The organism is Sphingomonas sanxanigenens DSM 19645 = NX02 (genome assembly GCF_000512205.2).
Taxonomy (GTDB): domain Bacteria; phylum Pseudomonadota; class Alphaproteobacteria; order Sphingomonadales; family Sphingomonadaceae; genus Sphingomonas_D; species Sphingomonas_D sanxanigenens.
Genome location: NZ_CP006644.1, coordinates 3,949,324 through 3,970,297 on the forward strand (window position 1 = coordinate 3,949,324; position 20,974 = coordinate 3,970,297).

Consider the following 20,974-nt stretch of genomic DNA (forward strand, 5'->3'; position numbering starts at 1 on the left):
CAGGAGTAAATCTATGAATGCGCCGACAGGCCGTCTGGTCGAAAGCCTGACGCTGCCGCAGCCCTATCTGCTGTTCCTGGGCGACACCACCGAGGCCGGCTTCGCCAAGACCGCCTTCGGCCTCGCCGACTGGGCGCCGGACCGCTGCGTGGGCGAATGGGCGGCAGCGGGCTGCACCGTCACCACCGGCCTTCCCCTGCTCTCGCCGGCCGAGGCGAAGGCGGCGGGCGCGCGGTCGCTGGTGATCGGCGTCGCCAACCAGGGGGGCGTGATCGGCGAGAGTTGGATCGCGGTGCTGGTGGACGCGATGGAGGCCGGTCTCGACATCGTCAGCGGCCTTCACGCGCGGCTCGGCGCGGTTCCCGCGCTGGCGGAGGCGGCGAAGCGCACCGGCCGCCGGCTCATCGACATCCGCACCCCGCCCGCCGACATTCCCGTCGGCACCGGCCGCAAGCGCACCGGCAAGCGGCTGCTGACCGTCGGCACCGATTGCGCGCTCGGCAAGAAATATACCGCGCTGGCGCTGCACCGCGCCTTCGCCGCACGCGGGCTCGACGCCGATTTCCGCGCGACCGGCCAGACCGGCATCATGATCGCCGGCGGCGGCATGCCGATGGACGCGGTGGTCTCCGACTTCGAGGCAGGTGCCGCCGAGATGCTCAGCCCCGATGCACCCGACGATCATTGGGATCTGATCGAGGGCCAGGGGTCGCTCTTCAACCCGGCCTATGCCGCAGTGTCGCTCGGCCTGCTGCATGGCAGCCAGCCGGACGTGTTCGTGGTGTGCCACGATCCCAGCCGCAGCGTGATCCTGGGACTGGAGGATTTCGCGCTGCCCAGCATCGAGGAGGTGATCGACCTCACCATCCGTCTGGGCCGCCGTACCAATCCCGCGATCCGCTGCGTGGGGGTGAGCCTGAACACGTCGCGCTACAGCGCGGAGGCGGCCGAGGCGCTGATGGCGGCCGAGCGCGAACGGCTGGGGTTGCCGGTGGCGGATCCGATCCGTGGGGGACCGGGTTTCGCGGCTTTGGTCGAGAATTGTCTCGGATGAGCACAAGGGTTCCGCACCTGCCCCTCTCTCCTCGGGGGAGAAGTTGGGGATCTCGGCCTGTTTTCGCCCCTCCCCTTCAGGGCAGGCGCTAAAAAATGGCCACCCGCTTCCAACGCTATCTCCTCCCCGGTTTCGCGCTGAAGGCGGTCATCATCGGCGGCGGCTATGCCACCGGCCGCGAACTCGCCGAATATTTCGTTCCCGCCGGCCCGTGGGGCGGGCTTGCCGCGATGCTGCTTGCAACCGTCGCGTGGAGCCTGATCGCGGCGATCACCTTCGCGCTCGCCCGCGCGATGGACGCCTATGATTACCGCGCCTTCTTCCGGAAGCTGCTCGGTCCGGCCTGGGTGGCGTTCGAGGCCGCCTATCTGATCTTCGTCATCCTTATCCTCGCCGTGTTCGGCGCCGCCGCCGGGGCGATCGGTGCCGCGACCTTCGGCTGGCCGGCGGCAGCCGGATCGGTCCTGCTCGCCGTGGCGATCGTCGCGGTTACCGCCTGGGGCACCGGCGCGGTCGAGGAGATGTTCAAATATGTCTCGATCCTGCTCTACAGCGTCTACGCCCTGTTCCTGCTGCTCGCGCTGGCGACGTTCGGCGGGCTGATCGGCCAAGGGTTCGCGCAGGCGCCGCCGCCGCAGGGCAACTGGATCGCGGACGGGCTGACCTACGCCAGCTACAACATCGTCGGCGCGGTCGTGATCCTGCCGGTGCTGCGCCACCTGACCAGCCGGCGCGATGCGATCGTCGCCGGCATCATCGCGGGCCCGCTGGCGATGGCGCCGGCGATCCTGTTCTTCGTCGCGATGATGGCCTTCTATCCGGCGATCGGCGCGGAAACGCTGCCATCGGACTTCCTGCTGCGCCGGATGGGCGTGCCCGCCTTCCACATTCTGTTCCAGGTGATGATCTTCGCCGCCTTGCTCGAAAGCGGCGCCGGCGCGGTCCATGCGGTGAACGAGCGCATCTCTGGTGCGATCGAGAGCCGTGGCCGTCCCCCTATGGGTGCACGGCCACGCGCCATCATCGGCGCCGCCATCCTTGCAGGCTGCATGTTCGTTGCGGCACGCATCGGCCTCGTCGACCTCATCGCCAGCGGCTATCGCTTCCTCGCCTGGCTGTTCCTTGGCGTGTTCGTCGCGCCCCTGCTCACCATCGGCGTCTATAGCCTGCTCCGTACGGAGACTTCATCATGAGCCCTGCCCGTTTGCTGCTGCTGCCCCTGCTCTGCGCGCTGGCGATGCCCGCACGCGCCGAGCCACCCGCCGATCTCGACACGATGGTCGAGGCGCTGCGCCGGAAGATCGGGGCGCCGGGCGTCTCCATCGCGGTTGTCGAGAAGGGCAGGACGACGGTCGCCCGCGGCTGGGGGGTGCGCAAGCTGGGCGCGAAGGACGCGGTAGATGGCCAGACCCTGTTCCAGACCGGATCCACCGGCAAGGCGATGACCGCCGCTGCGCTTGCCATCCTTGTCGACGAGGGCAAGATCGCGTGGGACGATCCCGTCATCAAGCACATCCCCTGGTTCCACATGTACGACGCGTGGGTGACGCGCGAGATCACGATCCGCGACCTGCTCGTCCATCGCAGCGGGCTCGGGCTCGGCCAGGGCGACCTGATGTTCGTGCCGCGCACGCACCTCACCCGGCGACAGACGGTGGAGCGCGTCGCCTTCCTCAAGCCGCGCACCAGCTTCCGGTCGGCCTATGCCTATGACAACATCCTCTATGCCGTCGCCGGCCAGCTCATCGAGGAGGTGACCGGGCAGCGCTGGGAGGATTTCATGCGCGATCGGGTGCTTGGCCCGGGCGGCATGAAGCAGGCGACCAGCGACAGCGAGGATCGCTTCCGCACGCCCAACCGCTCCTGGCCGCATGCCCGCCTCTCCGGTGCGCTGCGCGGTCTCGGGCCGCAGCAGGTACTCGAGGAGCGCGACGAGTTGGGCCGCAACGGTGCGCCTGCCGGGGGGCTGGCGCTGAGCGCGGAGGATATGGCGGCATGGCTGAAGATCCAGCTCGCCCATGGCGCGCTGCCCGGCGGCGGCCGCCTGTTCAGCGAGGCGCAGGCGACCGAGATGTGGACGCCGGTCGTCTCGATGCCGATCACGCCGCTGCCCGAGAGCCTCAAGCCCGCGCAGCCCAGTTACCAGGCCTATGCGCTGGGCTGGCAGGTGCAGGATTATCGCGGCCACCGCATCATCCAGCACAGCGGCGGCGTGTTCGGATCGATCACGCGGGTGGTGCTGATCCCCGATCGCGACATCGGCTTTGCAATCATGATGAACTCCGAGGACAGCGGCATGATCCTCGGCCTCTATTATGATCTGCTCGATCATTATCTCGATCAGCCCGATTATGGCTGGACGACGAAGTGGCAGGACTGGTTCGAGGCGCGGCTAGAGGATGGCCGCAAGTTCCTTGCCGCCACCCGCGCCGTGCCGCCTGCCAAGGTCGGTCCCTCGCTGCCGACCGCACGCTATGCCGGCCGCTATCGCGACCCGTGGTATGGCGACGTCGTGGTGGCATCGGGCCCGCGCGGCCTGACCATCGATTTCACCTCGACCCCGCGCATGGCGGGCCGGCTGGAGCATTGGCAATATGACAGCTTCGTCACCGCATTCGACGATCCGGCGATCGAACCGGCCTATGTCACCTTCGCGCTCGATGCGGAGGGCAAGGTGACCGGGGTGACGATGAAGCCAGTCAGCAAGATCGCCGATTTCAGCTGGGATTATCAGGATCTCGACCTGCGGCCGGTGGAGGCTGGTAAATGAAGCGGCTCATTCCCCTGTTCGGCGCCGCTGCGCTCGCCGCCTGCTCGCCCGCGACGGACGGAACCTTCCCCCGCGCCGGAATCGTCCCGCTGCCGCACGCGAAGATGCTGGTGCTGGACACCCATATCGATACGCCGTTGCACTTCACCCGGCAGGGCTGGGACTTCGCCGAGCGCCACGATCTCGCGACCGACCTGTCGCAGATCGATATTCCGCGGATGAAGGACGGCAATCTCGATGGCGGCTTCTTCGCGATCTATACCGATCAGGGGCCGCTGACCGCGCAGGGCTATGCCGACGCGCTCGCCTTCGCGCGCACGCGTTCGGACCTGATCGACAGCGTGATCGCCGCCAATGCCGACAGCATCGCTCCCGCGCTGACCGCGGCCGATGCGCGGCGGCTGGAGAAGAACGGCAAGCTGATCGCCTTCAAGTCGATGGAGAACAGCTATCCGCTGGGCGAAGACCTGAAGCTGCTCGACGAGTTCTACAAGCGCGGCGTGCGGCTGGCGGGCCCGGTGCATTCCAAGAACAACCAGTTCGCCGATTCAGCCACCGACAAACCGCGCTGGAACGGGCTGAGCCCGCTCGGCAAGCAATGGGTGGCGGAAATGAACCGGCTCGGCATCGCGATCGACGCCAGCCATGCGTCGGACGCGGCGTTCGACCAGCTTCTCGATCTCTCCCGCTATCCGATCCTGCTCTCGCACTCCTCGCTGCGCTCCGCCTACGACCATGCCCGCAACCTTGACGAGGGGCGGTTGCGCAAGCTGGCGGCGAAGGGCGGCGCGATGTGCATCTCGACGATCTACATGTCGGAGATGAACCTTTCGCCCGAGCGCGCCGACCTGTTCGGCAAATATGAGCATATGGATGCGATGTCGCCCGCCGAGCAGGCCGACTTCATCCGCCGCTGGCACGACCTCGACAAGAGGGAGTCGATGTGGGCGGCCGATTTCGAGACCTATATGAAGATGGTGCTGCTCGCGATCGAGGTCGCCGGCGTCGACCATATCTGCTTCGGGGCCGACTGGGACGGCGGTGGCGGCCTGAAGGGCATCGAGGATATCACCGCGCTGCCGAAGATCACCGACCGCCTGCGCGCGGCGGGCTATTCGGATGCCGATATCGAGAAGATGTGGAGCGGCAACATCCTGCGCGTGGTCGCGGCGCAGGGACAGTAGAGGCGTGCCAATCATCGATCCGCGTTCGCCATAGGCGCTGACGCTGGCGGTAAATTTTTCTGTCGGCGCCACTGAGGTGGCGCCGCATCCACATCGTCTGCGCCGGACTGCCAACGCCTCCGGAGACGATGATGATCCGATACCTGCTCCCTGTGCTCGCGACCGCGCTGCTGGGATCGCCCGCCCGGGCCCAGACGACGCTCGACACCACTGCGCCGACGACCGTGGCGAATTCACCCGCGAACACGGAAGAGGATGACGGCAGGATTTCCGGGCTGATCGCGCTCGGCGGCGGGGTCATTCCCGCTTATGAGGGCGCCGACAAATATCAGGCGACGCCGTTCGGGCTGGCCGCGGTGCGCTATCGCGGGATCGAGTTCAACCTGGCGGGGCCGGAACTCAAGGTGGACTTCGGCGGCGGCGGCAGTTTCCTGTTCGGCCCGGTCATCGGCCTCTCCAATTCGCGGTCGCGCAGCGATGCGGACGGGCGGGTGAAGCTGCTCGACACGATCGGCAACAGCGCCAGCTTCGGCGGCTTCGTCGGCTATCGCTTCGGCGGCAACGAAGCCGGCCAGGGCCGTTTCGTGGTGTCGCTGCAGGCGACGAAAGACAGCAAGAAGGAAAAGGGCGTAACGGTCGACGCCGGGCTCAGCTATGCCGCGATCCGTACGCAGCGGGTGTTCGCCACCTTCGACATCTCGGCGCGGTTCAACGACAAGAAATATACGCGGACCTTCTTCGGCGTGACCGAGGCGGAGTCCGTCGCCTCCGGGCTCGACGCCTATCGCCCCGGCGGCGGGATCAGCCGCGTCTCCGCCGGCGTCACCGCGGGCTATCAATTGTCGCGCCATTGGGGGGTGATCGCGCGCGCGGGCGGCGGTACCTTTACCGGCGACGCGGCGGACAGCCCGATCGTGAGGGACGGCTCGATAAGCTACGGGCAGGCGCTGCTCGGCATCTCCTACGCCTTCTGAGCGATGCCGCCCCTCCCCTCCGCCCTGTCGGCGCTGGAAGCCGAGGTCGTCCGCATCGGCCTCTTGCCGCGCGAGCGGCCTGCGATCCTCGCCATGGCGATCGCGGGGCCGCTGCGGCGGCTGCTCCACACGGTGTTCGGCACGTCGGCGGCGCGGCCGCTGGCCGATGCGCGGCTGGAGGCGTTGCGGGCGATGGCGGCGGCGATCGGGCGCGGGCACGAGCCGGGTGCCGAACTGGTGACGGCGTTCACCGCGGCCGGCTGGACCGCGGTCACGATCGATCTTATCCGCGCCATCGCCACCGGCACGCCACGATCGTCGCCCCGCGTCTGGCGGAGAAAGCGGCGGCCGGTTGCAGCAATCGCACGGCGTGGCAAGCTGGCTGTGGTACCGCCACCGGCGCAGGCGGCGAACGACATCTAGATGAACAGGACGATGCTGATCCAACAGGACGACTGGTCCCACGCTTACGGCCTGCACCGCGCCAGCCTGCTGCGCCTGCTGATGGCGCGCACCGCGATCCGCAGCGAGGCGGAGGATCTGCTGCAGGAATTGTGGATCAAGCTGCAGCAGAACCCGCCGGAAGAGGTTCAGGATGCGCGCGCCTATCTGTTCCGCATGGCGCAGAATCTGGTGAAGGACCGGCTGCGCGCGCGCCAGCGCCGCATGGAGCGCGACCGTCGCTGGGCGGACGATGTGACCGACTTCGCGGCGGCGGCCCTCGATGCGGTCGACCGGCGCAAATCGGCGGAGGAGGAGTTGCTCGACCGCGAGGAGGTCGCGACCCTGGCCTCGGCGATCGCCAACCTGCCCGATGGCGCGCGCCGCGCGTTCGAACTGCACAAGCTGCACGGCCTCAGCCATGCCGACGTCGCGAACCGGCTGGGGATCAGCAAGAGCGGCGTGGAAAAGCATATGGCCGTCGCGATGAAGAATCTGAAACGCACGCTGCTGGAATGGGGGACGTCGCAATGACGACACCGGTCGTGCACAGGGATGGGGAAAGGCGCTGGCCATGACGGGACGGTCGCACGAAGACAATATGATCGTGGAGGAGGCACTGGCCTGGCAGGCGGTGCTCGCCCGCGACGATGCCGACTGGGACGGCTATATCGCCTGGCTGGAAGCCGATCCGCGCCATCGCGAAGCCTATGACGCGATCGATCTGGTCGATGCCGCGGTCGACACGCATCGTGTCGCGGTGCGCGACGTGCTTGAGGCCCCAACCTCGGTGCCACCCGGCCGCTTCCGTCTGCCGCGCCTGGCCTGGGTGATCGGCGGCGGCATCGCCGCGGCGCTCGCGTTCCTGATGGTGCTGCCGATGCCATGGGCGACGCAGTCGGTGCGCAGCTATGCGGCGGAAAGCCGCGCCCGCACCGTGCAACTGGCGAACGGCACCACCGTCACGCTCTCCCCGGCGAGCAAGATCCTTGTCCATGGCGAGGCGGCGACGCGGATCGAACTGGCGCAGGGCGAGGCCTATTTCGACGTGCGGCACGATCCGTCGCGCACGCTCACAGTGGCCGCCGGCCCCTACAGCGTGACCGACATCGGCACGCGCTTCTCGGTCAACCGGACGGAGGATGCCTTCCGCGTGGCGGTGTCCGAAGGCGTCGTCAGCATCGCTTCCCCTCGGATGGAAACGGTGCGCGTCGCAGCCGGGCAGCAGCTCGTTTCGGCGGACGATACGCCGCGCCTGTCGGCGGTCGCGGCCGACGATGTCGGAAGCTGGCGATCGGGCCGCCTGTCCTACAGCAATGCGCCGCTCTCGCTTGTTGCGGCGGACATATCGCGGTACGCGAACGCGCCCGTCATCATCGATCCTTCGCTGGAGAATGCCCATTTTTCGGGGAGCCTGGTTATCGGCGACGGATCGAGACTGGTGGACGACCTCGCGACGATCATCGGCGCGCGGGTCGTCCGCGCGGAAGGCCGCGTTCGGCTCAGCGCTGCTGCTGGTCGCTGAGACGATCGGCGGCACCAGCCCCGCCGCCGCGCGCGAGGCAACCCACGCGATCGACATTCCGGCAGGGTCGCTGGAAAGCGCGCTCGCGCGCTTTTCCGAGCAGACCGGCGTTTCGATCGGCGTCGCCGGCGCGCTGCCGCGCCTCGTCACGCGGCGCGTGGCCGGGCGGATGAGCGCCGATGCGGCGCTGCGCCGGCTGCTCAAGGGCAGCGGGTTGCGCGCCCGCCGCGCCGGCGCGACCTACCGCATCGAACGCGCGCCACGGTCCGCGCCGCCACCACCTGCTCCGATCGCCGAACCACCGCTGTCGCCGCTGACGGCGCCCGACATCATCGTGACCTCGAAGAAGCGCCCCGAACTGCTCGCCACGGTGCCGATGTCGATCTCGGTGATCCCGCTCGCGCCGTTCGGCGAGGGCCCGGCGACGCCCTCGAGCCGGGACATCACCCTCGGGGCCGAAGGGCTCGCCGAAACCAATCTCGGCCCCGGCCGCAACCGCCAGTTCATCCGCGGCGTCGCCGACAGCCCGTTCATCGGCAAGAGCCAGTCGACCGTCGCGGTGCAGATCGACGATACCCGCGCGACCTTCGACGCGCCCAATCCAGACATGCACCTGATCGATGTCGAACGCGTCGAGATCCTCAAGGGACCGCAGGGCCCGCTCTACGGATCGGGTGCGCTGGGCGGCATCTATCACATCGTCACCCGCCGGCCCGACCTCGACCATGCCTCGGCAACGCTGCGCCTGTCGGGCGAAGGCGTTCAGCATGGCGGCGTTGCCGGCAGCGTCGAGGCGGTAGCGAACATGCCGCTCGCCGATGGCCGGCTGGCGGTGCGCGCGGTCGGCTATCGCATCGTCAGGGCGGGCTGGATCGACAATGAGGATGGCCGCACCGACAGCAACTCCACCCGCGTCGCGGGCATCCGGCTGGGGCTGCGCTGGCGACCCGCCGACGACTGGACGGTCGATCTCGGCGTCGCGCAACAGGATATCGACGCCCGTGATACCCAGTATGTGCTCAGCGGCAATGATGCGCTGATCCGCCCCAACCGCATCGCCGAGCCCACCGACAATGATTTCGGCATGGCGCATGCGACCATCGAGGGCCGGCTGGGTGGGCTGCGGCTGGTTTCGGCGACCAGCATCGTCGGCCAGGGGTTCGACACGGTGCTCGATGCCAGCGCTGCCTCCGCGAGCTTCGGGCTGAAGGGTGCGGCGCGCTTTTCGGATCGCCGCACCTATTCGTTGTTCAACCAGGAACTGCGCCTCTCCCCCTTCGATGGCGGCCGCTGGCTCGTCGGCCTTTCCGTGCTGGGCGCACGCTCCAAGGGGGACGCCACGATCACCGACGAGGCCGGCGCGTCGCGGATCGTCGACACGATCAACCGCCGGACGGTCGAATATGCCGTGTTCGGGGAGGCATCCTGGCCCCTGCTCGGCCGGCTCGACGCGACCTTGGGCGCGCGCATCTTCCGCACCGTCTCCCGCGACATGGCCGCGGAACCCGAGGGCGAACGCATCCGGCTGCGCACCAAGACCCTGGTCTCGCCCAGCGCCTCGCTGTCGCTGCCGCTGGCGAATGACGGCATCGTCTACCTCCGCTATGCGCGCGCCAAGCGGCCGGGCGGCCTCGCCGTATCCGACGGCGAGGGGGTCGGCACCTACGACGCCGACCGGATCAACACGATCGACCTCGGCGTCCGCAAGGCGACCGCGGACGGGCGGCTGGCGCTGTCGGGCAGCGGCTATTTCACCTGGTGGGATCGCGTCCAGTCCGACTATCTGCTGCCCAACGGGCTGATCTCGACGCGCAACGCCGGCTCGGCGCGGATCATCGGCATCGAGGCCGCGCTCGACTGGCGGCTGGGCGGCGGGCTCAGCGTCTCGGCGGGCGGCGCCGTCCAGCACAGCCGGCTGCTGCGCGGCGCGGACGGCGAGGCGCTCGACAATCGCCGCCTTCCCGTCGCCCCGGCGCTCACCGGCCGCGTCGAGGTGGCGCAGGCGATCGGCATTGCGGGCTGGCGCGGCGAGGCGGCGGTCCAGGCCAATTATATCGGCAGCGCGCGGCTGAGCTTCGACAGCGACCTCGACCGCCAGATGGGCAACTATGCCGTGGTCGCGGCGCGGCTCACCGTGTCGCGCGGGCCATGGACCGTGGGCGCGACGCTCGACAACGCGCTCGATCTCGCCGGCGACAGCTTCGCGTTCGGCAACCCCTTCTCGATCCGCGAAGGCCCGCAATATACGCCGTTGCGGCCAAGGACGCTGATGCTGTCGATCGCGCGGCGGTGGTAGACCGCCTTCAGCCGATCGTATCCGCGTCCTCCGCCAGCGCCTCGGCATCGCCATCATCGTCGCGTTTTCGCATCGCCGTCATATGCCAGGCCGCCGCCCAGCGGCCGAACAGCGGCGCGAGCAGCACGACGAGGACGATGCGCGAGATCTGCATCGCCATGATCAGCGGCAGGTCCACCGCGACGCTCGCCGCCACGACCAGCACCGCGTCGGTGCCGCCGGGGTTGAGCGCGAGATAGGCGGTGAGAAAGTCGATGCGCATGATCTCGGCGAAGAGCAGCGCAAGCCCGGTGCTGAGCGCGAGGATGGCGAGGATGCAGAGCGCGATGCGCGGCAGGAGCCGCGCGCTTTCGAGCAGCGCGGCGCGGGTGAAGCTGAGGCCGATGTGCCAGCCGATGATCGCGAACGCCGCCGCGACGCTGAGCGGCGGCACTTCGAGCCGCAGCCATCCTGCCAGCTGCAGCGCGATGCCGCCGAACACCGAAACGAAGATCACCAGCGTCTGACGCCCGAGCAGCAGCGCGGCGAGCGTTGCGGTGCCGGCCAGCGCCGCGGTGCAGAGCACGGCGAGGGGCGGCCCCAGCGCCAGCCAGGAGGTGGCCGGCCCGCCCGGCACGATCGTCGCACCGCCGGCGTGGGGCTGGCCGAACAGGATGCCGACCAGCACCACCACGAGCGCCGCGGCGACGACGCGCAGATATTGCATCAGCGCCACCAGCCTTTTGTCGCCGCCATAGGCTTCGGAGAGCAGCACCATCGCCGAGGCCCCGCCCGGCGACATTCCCCAGATCGCCGAGGTGCCGGGCAACCAATGCAGCCGCGCGGCGACGAAGCCGAGCAGCATGATCAGCACGGTGAGCAGCAGGTTCATGCCCAGCAGCGCGGGCCAGGACGGCGCCAGTTCGAGCAGCACCGGCGCCGTCATCGACCGGGCGATCAGGCAGCCGAGTATCGCCTGCGCGAGAGCGGTCAGCCAGCGCGGCAGCTTCAGTCCGGGCCGCATGTCCGCCACCCAGATCGCCGCCACCATCGGCCCCAGCATCAGCGCGGCGGGGAGGTTTACGAGGCGCAGCCCGGCGGTGAGCGCGATGGAGACGAGGAGGAGGATCGCCCAGGTGACAGGGCGGGCGTGCCAGAGGCGGATGATGGCGGTCATTGCCTACGCAGCCTCCTCGGCCCCCTCCCCTTCAGGGGAGGGGTTGGGGTGGGGGCGAGCGCAGCGAGCTTCCGGCAACGCCGGAAACAGCGACGCCGGGGGCATTGAGCCCCCGCCACCGCTTCCCCACCCCTTCCCCCTCCCCTGAAGGGGAGGGGCTGATATGGGCTCACCCTGCCATGAGCGCATCGACCACCGCCTTGCCGCAATCCTCGGTGCTGGCCGTCCCCCCCAGGTCGCGGGTGCGATATTCCGGGCGGGCGAGCACCGCCTCGATCGCGTCGAGCACCAACGCCGCCGCCCTGGGCTCGCCGAGATGGTCGAGCATCAGCGCGGCGGACCAGATCTGGCCGATCGGGTTGGCGATGCCCTGGCCGGCGATGTCGGGTGCGGAGCCATGGACCGGCTCGAACAGCGAGGGGAAGCGCCGTTCCGGGTTGATGTTGCCGGCGGGGGCGATGCCGATCGTGCCGGTGCAGGCCGGCCCGAGGTCCGACAGGATATCCCCGAACAGGTTGGAGGCGACGACCACGTCGAACCAGTCGGGATGCTGTACGAAGTGCGCCGCCAGGATGTCGATATGATATTTGTCGCAGCGTATCTCGGGGTAGAGCGCAGCCATCGCCTCCACCCGCTCGTCCCAATAGGGCATGGTGATCGAGATGCCGTTGGACTTGGTCGCCGACGTGACATGCTTCCTGTCGCGCCGCTGCGCGAGGTCGAACGCATATTTCAGGATCCGGTCGACACCGATACGCGTCATCACCGTTTCCTGCACCACCACTTCGCGATCGGTATCCGGAAAGATGCGGCCGCCGATCGAGGAATATTCGCCCTCGGTGTTCTCGCGCACGACGTAGAAATCGATGTCGCCGGGCTTGCGGTTGGCGAGCGGGCTCGGCACGCCGGGCATCAGCTTCACCGGGCGCAGGTTCACATATTGATCGAACTCGCGGCGGAACTGGATGAGCGATCCCCACAGCGAGACATGGTCGGGTACCGTCGCCGGCCAGCCGACCGCGCCGAAGAAGATCGCATCATGGCCGCCGATCTGCGCCTTCCAGTCGGCGGGCATCATCGCGCCATGCTGGAGATAATAGTCGCAGCTCGCGAAATCGAAATGATCGAAGCGGAAGCTGCAGCCACAGCGGGAAGCCACCGCCTCGAGCACGCGCAGCCCTTCGGGCACGACTTCCTTGCCGATGCCGTCGCCCGCGATCACCGCGATCCTGTGCGCATTGTCCCCGATCATCTTGGTCACGCTCCGTCCCCCCGGCCGGGCGGATCGATCAGGATCGCCCGGACATCATTCACGTTCGTCAAGGTCGGCCCGGTCACCAGCAGGTCGCCGAGCCGGTCGAACAGGCTGTAGGCGTCGTTGCGCGCGAGATGGTCGCGCGGCGAGAGCCCCAGCGCCGCGGCCCGCGCGAACGAGGTCTCGTCGATCACCGCGCCGGCATTGTCCTCGGTGCCGTCGATGCCGTCGGTATCGGCGGCGAGCGCCGCGATGCCGGGGCAATCGCCCAGCGCATCGAGCAGCCCGAGCAGGAATTCGACGTTGCGCCCGCCCCGGCCGGGCCCACGCACCGTCACGCTCGTCTCCCCGCCCGACAGCAGCACGCAGGGCGCCGCGACCGGCTGGCCGTGCGCGCGCACCTGCCGGACGATCCCGGCATGGACGGTGCCGACCACCGCCGCCTCCCCCTCGATCGCGTCGCCGAGGATCGAGGCCGTGTAGCCGGCGGCGCGCGCCACCGCGGCGGCGGCTTCGAGCGCGTCCTGCGCCGTCGCGATCACCCTTACGCCGCCCGAACGGACCGTTACTGCCCCCATGCCGCCCTCAAGCCATGCCGCGATCGGCGCCGGCGGCACGATGCGGTGGCGCGCGATCACCGCGCGGGCGGTTTCGGGGCCCGACGCGTCGGCGATCGTCGGGCCGGATGCGACCAGCGCAGGATCGTCGCCCGGCACGTCCGAGACGATCAGGGTCTCGACCCGCGCCGGCGTCGCCGCCGCCGCCAGCCGCCCGCCCTTGATCAGCGAGACCTGCCTGCGCACGGCGTTGATCTCCGCGATCGTCGCGCCCGAGCGCAGCAGCGCCCGGGTCAGCGCGCGCTCGTCCTCCAGCGAGACGCCGGGGGGCATGGCGGGCAGCAGCGCCGATCCGCCGCCCGAGATCAGGCACATGACGAGATCGTCGGCAGTCAGCCCGGAGACCGCGGCGAGCAAGGCCTGCGCCGCCGCCACACCCGCCGCGTCGGGCACGGGGTGCCCAGCCTCCAGCACGCGAATGCGGTCGCACGGCACGGCATGGCCATAGCGCGTCACCACCACGCCTTCGATCGGCCCCGCCCAATGCGTTTCGACCGCGCGCGCCATCGCCGCAGCCGCCTTGCCCGCGCCCACCACCACCGTGCGCCCCCTGGGGCGCGGCGGCAGATTGGGCGGCACGCAGCGATCGGCGCCGACGCGTGCCACCGCGGCGTCGAACATCGCGCTGAGCAGTGCCCGGCGGCGCATCCTCACCGTCCGTCGACCAGCAGGCATTCCTCGGGCGGCGCGCCGCCATCGAGCACCGCGACCACCGAGCGTGCCGCGACCATGTTGGTCCGCGCGATGCCTTCCTGCGAGGAGGCGCCGGAATGCGGCGTCGCGATCACATTCGGCAGTTCGATCAGCGACCGGGTGATCGACGTCAGGGCGGGATCGGACTCGCTCAGATAGACGTCGAGCCCCGCACCCGCGATCTCGCCCGCCCACAGCGCCTCCAGCAAGGCCTCGTCATCGACCAGCCCGCCGCGGGCGGTGTTGATCAGATAGGCCGATGATTTCATCCGCGACAGCGCATCCTTGCCGATCAGCAGGCGCGTCGCCGCAGTCAGCGGCGCGTGCAAGGTCACATAGTCGCTGCGTGCCAGCAACGCCTCGAAATTGACAAAGGTGACAGCGAATTGCCCAGCGAATTGGGCGTCGGGAGCGCTGCCGGCGAGCGCGAGGATCTCGGGCTCGAAGCCCTGCAGGCGCCTCACGACGCTGCGGCCGATGCGGCCGAGACCGATCACCCCCACCGTCTTGCGATAGAGATCATTGCCCAGCAGGATCGACCAGTTGCCGTCGATCATGTTGGCCTGCGTCTCGCGGAAGCGGTGGCCGACCGCGAGCATCAGCGCGATCGTGTGATCGGCGACCGATTCATGATTGCCGCCGACCGCGATGCAGACGACCTTGCCGAGGTCGGCCGCGGCGGCGAGGTCGATCCGCTCATAGCCGACGCCGCGGCGCGAGATGATCCTGAGGCCCGGCAGTTCCGCCATCAGGTCGCGCGTGACGCGGGCATGGCCGACGATCCACCCCGCCGCGCCCTGCAGCCGTTCGACCAGTTCGGCATGGGAAAGATTGCCGTCGGCCTGCCCCTCCGGCAATTCGGCTTGCACGACCTCGCAGCCGGCCTGTTGCAGATAGTCGATCGCCGCTTCGTCGAAGAAGCGCTGGGTGACGACGACGCGGCGGTTTTCAGAGGGCATGCACGGCTCCGGCATCGGCGCGCGCGCTGGGCGCCGCCTGGGGACAGATGATCCCGGCGACAGGATTGCCAAAGGGGCCGGCCTTGAATCGCGGGAGTCGCTCCGCCTCGACATCATGCGTCGCACCCGCCCTGCCATTCTCGATCAGGCACATCCCGGCGGCGATACCGCCGATGTCGAACGCGATCGGATCCTGGCCGAACTGCCCCTTCATACCCGCCTCATCCTCGCTTCCGCCTGCATGTGCAGGCCGCTTAGCAGCCACGATTTTTTGCATCCAATTCACTGTTCCTATCATTTAATTCGCAGCGTGACATGGTCCCAATGCGCGGCCCGATGCTTGCAAAACCAGTGTATTGACGGCATGCAGGGAAATGGATTCAGAATGGCTCGAGGATTTCCTCACCCTGATCGACAGCGGCGGCTTCTCTCGCGCGGCCGAGCAGCGCAACGTCAGCCAGCCCAGCTTCAGCCGCCGGATCCGCACGCTCGAGGACTGGGTGGGCGCCACCCTCGTCGATCGCAGCACCCACACCATCCGGCTGACCCCGGCGGGCGAACGCTTCCGGCTGGTGGCGGAAGAGACGCTGCGCCGGCTGCAGCTTGGCCGCGAGGAAACCCGCGCCATCGCCAAATCGAGCGCGGAGACGCTGCGCTTCGCCTCCACCCATGTGCTGTCGCTGACCTTCTTCCCCGCCTGGCTGCGCCGGCTGGAGGCCGACCAGACGAACAATGCGCGCATCGAGCTGGTCGCGGACAATATGATGGGCTGCGAGCGGCTGATGGTGGAAGGCCGCGCGCAGTTCCTGCTGTGCCATCACCACGAGGCCGCCCCGACCAAGCTCGGCTCGGACTTCCGCTCGGTGGCGCTCGGCACCGACTTGCTGCTGCCGGTGATCGCACCCGGCCTCGCCGCGCGCGGCGCCATCGAACATGCGCCGCAGCTCTGCTTCACCGCGGAATCGGGGATGGGGCGGATCCTGACGGCGGCGTGGGCGGCGGAAGGGCGCGAGCCGCCGCCGCAGCCGGTGTTCACCTCGCACCTCGCCAGCGTGCTGACCGCGATGGCAAAGGATGGCCGCGGCGTCGCCTGGACCGCCCTGGGCCTCGTCGAGGAGGATCTCGCCTCGGGCGCGCTGATCCGCGCCGCCCCCGCGGCGGGCGACGTGCCGATCGAGATCCGACTGTGGCGCCCCAAGGCGCGCCAGTCGCCCGCGGCCGAGGCGCTGTGGCAGCGGATCACGAAGCGGTAGCGGATCGCTGGGCGTGGATCGCGCGCCGGACCCCGGCAGCGCGCGGCGCAGCGGACCGATCGCGACCCGCACCGGGACGATGCCGGCCACACGGCCGCGCCTCAGCTCCCGAAACAGACCAGCTCATCCGTCTCACACCCACAGCGGCAGCGCGCCGGTCAGCAGCAGCATCGCCAGCAGGAACAGCGACGTGAGCACCGCATAGCGCAGCGCGAACCGCTGCACGTCGCCGACCTCGAGCCTGAGCAACCCCGCCGCCAGATAGACCGCGGCGAGCAGCGGACTGAACGAGTGCACCGGCTGCCCGACCAGCGACGCACGCGCGATCGCCTCGGGCGGGATGCCGAAGGAGGCCGCGGTCTGCGCGATCACCGGCACGATGCCGAAATAATAGGCATCGTTGGACATCAGGAAGGTCATCGGCATGCTCAGCAGCGCAGTGAGCGACGCGAGATAGGGCCCCAGCGCCGGCGGCACGACGTGCAGCAGCGACGCCGCCATCGCATCGAGCATGCCCGTGCCTGCGACGATGCCGGTGAAGGATCCGGCGGCGAACATCAATGCCACCACCATCACCACGTTGAACGCGTGCTGCTCCATCCGCGCGCGCTGCTCCTTGAGCGACGGATAGTTGACGGTCAGCGCGATCGCGAAGGCGATCATCATCAGCGCCGGCGGCGGCGCGACGCCGGTCATCATCGACACCATCAGCGCGATCGTGAGCGCGAGGTTGAACCAGATCAGCCGCGGCCGCCGCTCGGGCGGCACCACCTCGTCGTCACGCGCTTTGGTAGGCTGCGGCGCGGAGGGCGACCAGTTCAGCCGGCGGCGCTCCATGCGACCGAAATGCCAGGCGAGCACGAAGATGCCGATCAATGTGAGGATCATCGCCGGCAGCATCGGCACGAAGATATCGTGCACCAGATCGACCTTGAGCGCGGCCGCGGCGCGCGCGCTGGGGCCGCCCCACGGCACGAAGTTCATCACCGCGTTGGTCAGCGCGAGCAGGGTCGCGAGGATCATCGGGTTCATGCGGACCGCGTGGTAGATCGGGAGCATCGTCGAGATCACGATCAGCGCGGTGGTGGTGCCGTCTCCATCCACCGAGACCAGGGACCCCAGCGCGACGGTGCCGATCGACACGCGCATCGGATCGTTGCCCACCATCCTGACGGTGCGGCGGACGAGCGGATCGAACAGCCCGGCGTCCATCATCACCGCGAAATAGAGCACGGCGAAGGACAGCATCACCGCGACCGGCGTGACGTCCGCGACGCCCTTGAGCATCATTTCGCCGAGCCCCGCACCGGCGCCGGCGATCAGCCCGAACAGGACCGGGATGGAAACGAGCGCGACCACCGCCGACAACCGGCGGGTCATGATCAGCGCGATGAAGGTGAGGACCGTGCCGAACCCGAGCAGCGCAAGCATCATCATTTGGATCCAGAAAGCATCGCGGCGCTTTCGCGCCGGCGAAGGTTGATGCTAGACGATCGATCGCCATGGCAACGAGCAGTTCCAGCCCCCCCGCCAGACCGGCGCTTCGCCACCACGCCGAGACCCGAGCGATGCGCACCGAGCCGGCGACGATGACGGTGCTGAGCTATGTCCGCGAACGGATCGTGACGGGCGTGATCGCGGCCAACAGCCGGCTGAGGGCCGAGGCGCTCGCGACCGAACTGGGCGTGTCGCGCACGCCGGTGCGCAGCGCGCTGGCGATCCTCTCCGCCGAGGGGCTGGTCAGCTACAGCATCAACCGCGGCTATACGGTGCGCGAGATCACCTTCCACGACGTGCTCGATGCGATCGAGGCGCGCGCAGTGCTGGAAAGCCGCGCGTGCGGGCTTTCCGTCGACCATGGCTGGAGCGCCGAGGGGCTGGCGGCGCTGGGCGCCATGGTCGCGCACGGACAGGCGATCGTCGACGGCGGACTGTGGTCCGAGGCGATCGAGCATGACTGGTACGCCAACAACCGGCTGTTCCACTTCACGATCGTCGCCGCGTCGCAGAATGTGGTGATCCGCAACGCGCTGCGGATGACGCTGATCCATCCGATCTTCGGCGACATCGCCCGGCTGTGCCCGGCGGTCGCGCAGTTGGTGCCCCAGCGCCATCGCGCGATCCCGGCGAAACCGCCGCAGCACATCCTCAAGTCGCAGGCCGACCATGGCCATATCCTGGCGGCGATCACCGCCGAGGATGCGCCGCTGGCCGAGCGCCACATGCTCGAGCATGTGCTGGACACGAAGCACCGCCTCGCCACCATCGCCACGCGGCGATGATCGCGGCGGCATAGCGCGCCGCACCCCGCCCGCGGCGTCACGGGCCTTTTGCATCCAATAGAGCGCGACACCCTCCTGCGACCGGCTGTTCTGCATCGTTCGGCCGCTTCCGCCGTGTTGCGGAAATGCCAGTTCTCGCCCTTGCTGCCTGAAATTTCTCCGGATGACCATAACGGATTTTGCATAGAATCATTGATTGACGGAATGGATGCAAAATTCATAAACCGACACCTGATAAGGCCGGCATGGCCATCAAAAAGACCGGAGAGGGTGTTCGAATGGCGGGACCACGCATCAATCAACATGCCGGCGCACTGGCGATCGCCTGTGCGCTGGCGAGCATCGGACAATCGGTACATGCGCAGACCCGTCCGGCCGACGCGGCCGCGGACAATCGGCCCGCCCAGCCGGATGCCGATGCGGTGGCGGACATCATCGTGACCGCGCAGCGTCGCAGCGAGAGCCTGCAGAACGTGCCTGTCACCGTCACCGTCTTCGGCGCCGAACAGATCGCGCAGGCGCGCATCCAGGGGGTCAACGACATCGTCACGCGCACGCCGGGCCTCAGCTACGACGCCTTCCCGGCAAGCCAGCCCCGCCTCGCGGTGCGCGGCATCGGTTCGTCCGACCGCGGTGCGGCGGGCGACCCCAGTGCCGCGGTGTTCCTCGACGAAATCTATCTCGGCCGCCCGGCCGCGGTCGCGTTCGATGCGTTCGATATCGAACGGATCGAGGTGCTGAAGGGGCCGCAGGGCACGCTCTACGGCCGCAACGTGGTGGGCGGCGGCATCAACGTGATCACCCGGCGGCCGGACACGTCGGCGACCGACGCCGCGGCCGAGTTCAGCTATGGCAATTACGACCGCGTCGACGGCGTCGGCTTCGTCAACCTGCCCTTCGCCGCCAACACCGGCGCGATCCGCGCCAGCGGCGCCTATCGCTCGCATGACGGCTATGCCCGCAACACCTTGCTCGACGAGCGCGTCGACGATCAGGACACGCTGAGCGGCCGCGTCCAGCTCTATGCAGAACCGACCGAGCGGCTGAGCGTGCATTTCACCGTCGACGGCACCCGCGACCGCGCGACGGGCCCCGCGCAGCATGTGCTCGACCTCGATCCGACCGATCCGCTCTCCGCCGCCTATACCGTCGATCGCGATCCCAAGACGACCGCCGGTTCGTTCGCGGGCTACCAGAAGCGCGACACGTTCGGCGTCCGCGGCGAGATCGACTGGGATCTCGATTTCGCGACGCTGACGGTCCTCGGCTCGTTCCGCGACCTCGACTATCGCTCGCGCTACGATTTCGACGGCGGCAACCCTTCCACCAACCTCGTCGACATCAGCGGCGGCGAGGAGGAGCAATCCGAGCTGTCGAGCCAGGAGGTGCGGCTGTCGTCGCCCGCCGGCAGCGCGATCAGTTGGGTCGCCGGCTTCTATCATTATCGCCAGCAGACCGAGCGGTCGGACATCTTCAGGCTCGACACTTTATTCGTCGCACCGATCCCGCTGACCGAGATCTACGACCAGCGCGCCACGCTGGACAGCATCGCGGTGTTCGGCGACGTCACCGTGCCGATCACCGAGACGATCAGCCTGATCGGCGGCGCCCGCTATTCGCGTGACGACAAGACCTACAATGTCGGCAACCTGCGGAGCGATGCGCCGTTGCGGGGCGAGGAAATCTTCGACGTCACCGCCTCGAAACGCTGGGACGACGTCACCTATCGCGCGGGCATCAACCTCAAGCCGGCGCGCGACCATCTGCTTTACGGGATGGTCTCGCGCGGCTTCAAGAGCGGTGGCTTCCAGGACACGCCCTCCAGCGCGGAGGATGCGCTGACGCCCTTCGATCCCGAGACCGCGCTCCAGTATGAGATCGGCCAGAAGAGCCGCTTCTTCGGCGGCAGGCTGGTCTGGAACAACACGCTCTATTACATCGATTATAGCGACTTGCAGACGCGGCAGGTGCGGCCCGACGGCTCGATCCGCACCAACAATGCCGGCAAGGCGACGATCAAGGGCTATGAAACGCAGCTCGACGCGCGCCCCTTCCCCGGCTTCGCCATCTCGGCCGCCTATGCCTATACCCATGCGCGCTTCGACCGGTTCGACGATGGCGGGGTCGATCGCTCCGGCAACACGATCTCGCGCACGCCGACGCACAAGCTCACCGTGTCGCCGTCCTATACGCTCGGCCTCGGCGGCGAGCTGGAGCTGACCGCCGCCGCCGACTATCGCTACGAAAGCCGGATCTTCGACGACAACAGCAACCAGCCGCCCGAAATCCGCCCCCACACCCATTTCGTCGACGCGCGGCTGATCCTGGCCGGCATCGCCGACCATTGGTCACTGTCGCTGTGGGGCAAGAACCTGACCGACGAGCGCAGCCGCACCTTCCAGTCGGTTTTCCTCGGCGCGAGCTTCGGCACCTACAACCCGCCACGCACCTATGGCGTGACATTGGCGTGGAAGCTCGATGGCCGCTGATCCGACAGGCGGCCCCACCCTTTCCC

The 20,974-nt window shown here is 68.5% G+C and carries 18 protein-coding genes; 12 read left to right on the forward strand and 6 right to left on the reverse strand.

Annotation, left to right across the window (positions count from 1 at the left end; translation table 11 throughout):
- Positions 1-13 precede the first annotated feature (13 nt).
- The 9 genes from NX02_RS17945 (at position 14) to NX02_RS33620 (ending at position 10,244) form a co-directional block, all read left to right on the forward strand.
- Positions 14-1,054, forward strand: a complete 1,041-nt coding sequence (locus tag NX02_RS17945) for an N-acetyltransferase DgcN family protein (RefSeq protein WP_025293585.1) — start codon at positions 14-16, stop codon at positions 1,052-1,054.
- Between the two features lie 95 nt (positions 1,055-1,149).
- Positions 1,150-2,247, forward strand: coding sequence for a YkvI family membrane protein (locus NX02_RS17950; RefSeq protein ID WP_025293586.1), 1,098 nt, complete (start codon positions 1,150-1,152; stop codon positions 2,245-2,247).
- Positions 2,244-3,824: a serine hydrolase gene (locus tag NX02_RS17955; protein ID WP_025293587.1), complete on the forward strand. Its 1,581-nt coding sequence runs from the start codon at positions 2,244-2,246 to the stop codon at positions 3,822-3,824. The genes NX02_RS17950 and NX02_RS17955 overlap by 4 nt, the downstream gene beginning before the upstream one ends.
- A complete protein-coding gene (locus tag NX02_RS17960) occupies positions 3,821-5,008 on the forward strand; it encodes a dipeptidase (RefSeq protein ID WP_025293588.1) in 1,188 nt (395 codons plus the stop codon). The genes NX02_RS17955 and NX02_RS17960 overlap by 4 nt, the downstream gene beginning before the upstream one ends.
- A gap of 128 nt (positions 5,009-5,136) precedes the next feature.
- Positions 5,137-5,982, forward strand: a complete 846-nt coding sequence (locus NX02_RS17965) for a MipA/OmpV family protein (RefSeq protein WP_053000673.1) — start codon at positions 5,137-5,139, stop codon at positions 5,980-5,982.
- A 3-nt stretch (positions 5,983-5,985) separates the two neighbouring features.
- Positions 5,986-6,405, forward strand: coding sequence for a hypothetical protein (locus NX02_RS17970; protein WP_025293590.1), 420 nt, complete (start codon positions 5,986-5,988; stop codon positions 6,403-6,405).
- On the forward strand, positions 6,406-6,957 hold the full coding sequence (locus NX02_RS17975) for an RNA polymerase sigma factor (RefSeq protein WP_025293591.1): 552 nt from the start codon (positions 6,406-6,408) through the stop codon (positions 6,955-6,957).
- Positions 6,958-6,997: 40 nt separating this feature from the next.
- Complete coding sequence (locus NX02_RS17980) at positions 6,998-7,948, forward strand: FecR family protein (RefSeq protein ID WP_025293592.1); 951 nt, start codon at positions 6,998-7,000, stop codon at positions 7,946-7,948.
- A 4-nt stretch (positions 7,949-7,952) separates the two neighbouring features.
- Positions 7,953-10,244, forward strand: a complete 2,292-nt coding sequence (locus NX02_RS33620) for a TonB-dependent receptor domain-containing protein (protein ID WP_425424047.1) — start codon at positions 7,953-7,955, stop codon at positions 10,242-10,244.
- Between the two features lie 7 nt (positions 10,245-10,251).
- Here NX02_RS33620 and NX02_RS17990 read toward each other — a convergent pair whose 3' ends face one another.
- From NX02_RS17990 to NX02_RS18010, 5 genes are all read right to left on the reverse strand, one after another.
- The gene (locus NX02_RS17990) at positions 10,252-11,400 is read right to left on the reverse strand and encodes an AbrB family transcriptional regulator (RefSeq protein ID WP_025293594.1); all 1,149 of its coding nucleotides are present in this window, start codon (positions 11,398-11,400) and stop codon (positions 10,252-10,254) included.
- 169 nt (positions 11,401-11,569) lie between these two features.
- Entirely contained in the window at positions 11,570-12,652 is a 1,083-nt protein-coding gene (locus NX02_RS17995; protein ID WP_039997757.1) for a tartrate dehydrogenase, read from the reverse strand.
- A gap of 5 nt (positions 12,653-12,657) precedes the next feature.
- Positions 12,658-13,920: a glycerate kinase type-2 family protein gene (locus tag NX02_RS18000; RefSeq protein WP_025293596.1), complete on the reverse strand. Its 1,263-nt coding sequence runs from the start codon at positions 13,918-13,920 to the stop codon at positions 12,658-12,660.
- A 2-nt stretch (positions 13,921-13,922) separates the two neighbouring features.
- The gene (locus NX02_RS18005) at positions 13,923-14,924 is read right to left on the reverse strand and encodes a phosphoglycerate dehydrogenase (protein WP_025293597.1); all 1,002 of its coding nucleotides are present in this window, start codon (positions 14,922-14,924) and stop codon (positions 13,923-13,925) included.
- A complete protein-coding gene (locus NX02_RS18010) occupies positions 14,914-15,138 on the reverse strand; it encodes a hypothetical protein (RefSeq protein ID WP_025293598.1) in 225 nt (74 codons plus the stop codon). Before NX02_RS18010 ends, NX02_RS18005 begins: the two co-directional genes overlap by 11 nt.
- A gap of 160 nt (positions 15,139-15,298) precedes the next feature.
- On the opposite strand from NX02_RS18010, the gene NX02_RS18015 reads away from it, so the two are divergent.
- Positions 15,299-16,177 (forward strand): LysR family transcriptional regulator, encoded by an 879-nt coding sequence (locus NX02_RS18015; RefSeq protein ID WP_025293599.1) that lies wholly within the window; start codon positions 15,299-15,301, stop codon positions 16,175-16,177.
- 132 nt (positions 16,178-16,309) lie between these two features.
- On the opposite strand, the gene NX02_RS18020 is transcribed toward NX02_RS18015, so the two are convergent.
- Positions 16,310-17,614, reverse strand: a complete 1,305-nt coding sequence (locus NX02_RS18020; RefSeq protein ID WP_245648634.1) for a CitMHS family transporter — start codon at positions 17,612-17,614, stop codon at positions 16,310-16,312.
- Between the two features lie 65 nt (positions 17,615-17,679).
- Here NX02_RS18020 and NX02_RS18025 point away from each other — a divergent pair, with 65 nt between their 5' ends.
- Both NX02_RS18025 and NX02_RS18030 read left to right on the forward strand, forming a co-directional pair.
- Positions 17,680-18,459, forward strand: coding sequence for a GntR family transcriptional regulator (locus tag NX02_RS18025; protein ID WP_211258227.1), 780 nt, complete (start codon positions 17,680-17,682; stop codon positions 18,457-18,459).
- A 278-nt stretch (positions 18,460-18,737) separates the two neighbouring features.
- Positions 18,738-20,948: a TonB-dependent receptor gene (locus tag NX02_RS18030; RefSeq protein ID WP_025293602.1), complete on the forward strand. Its 2,211-nt coding sequence runs from the start codon at positions 18,738-18,740 to the stop codon at positions 20,946-20,948.
- Positions 20,949-20,974 lie beyond the last annotated feature (26 nt).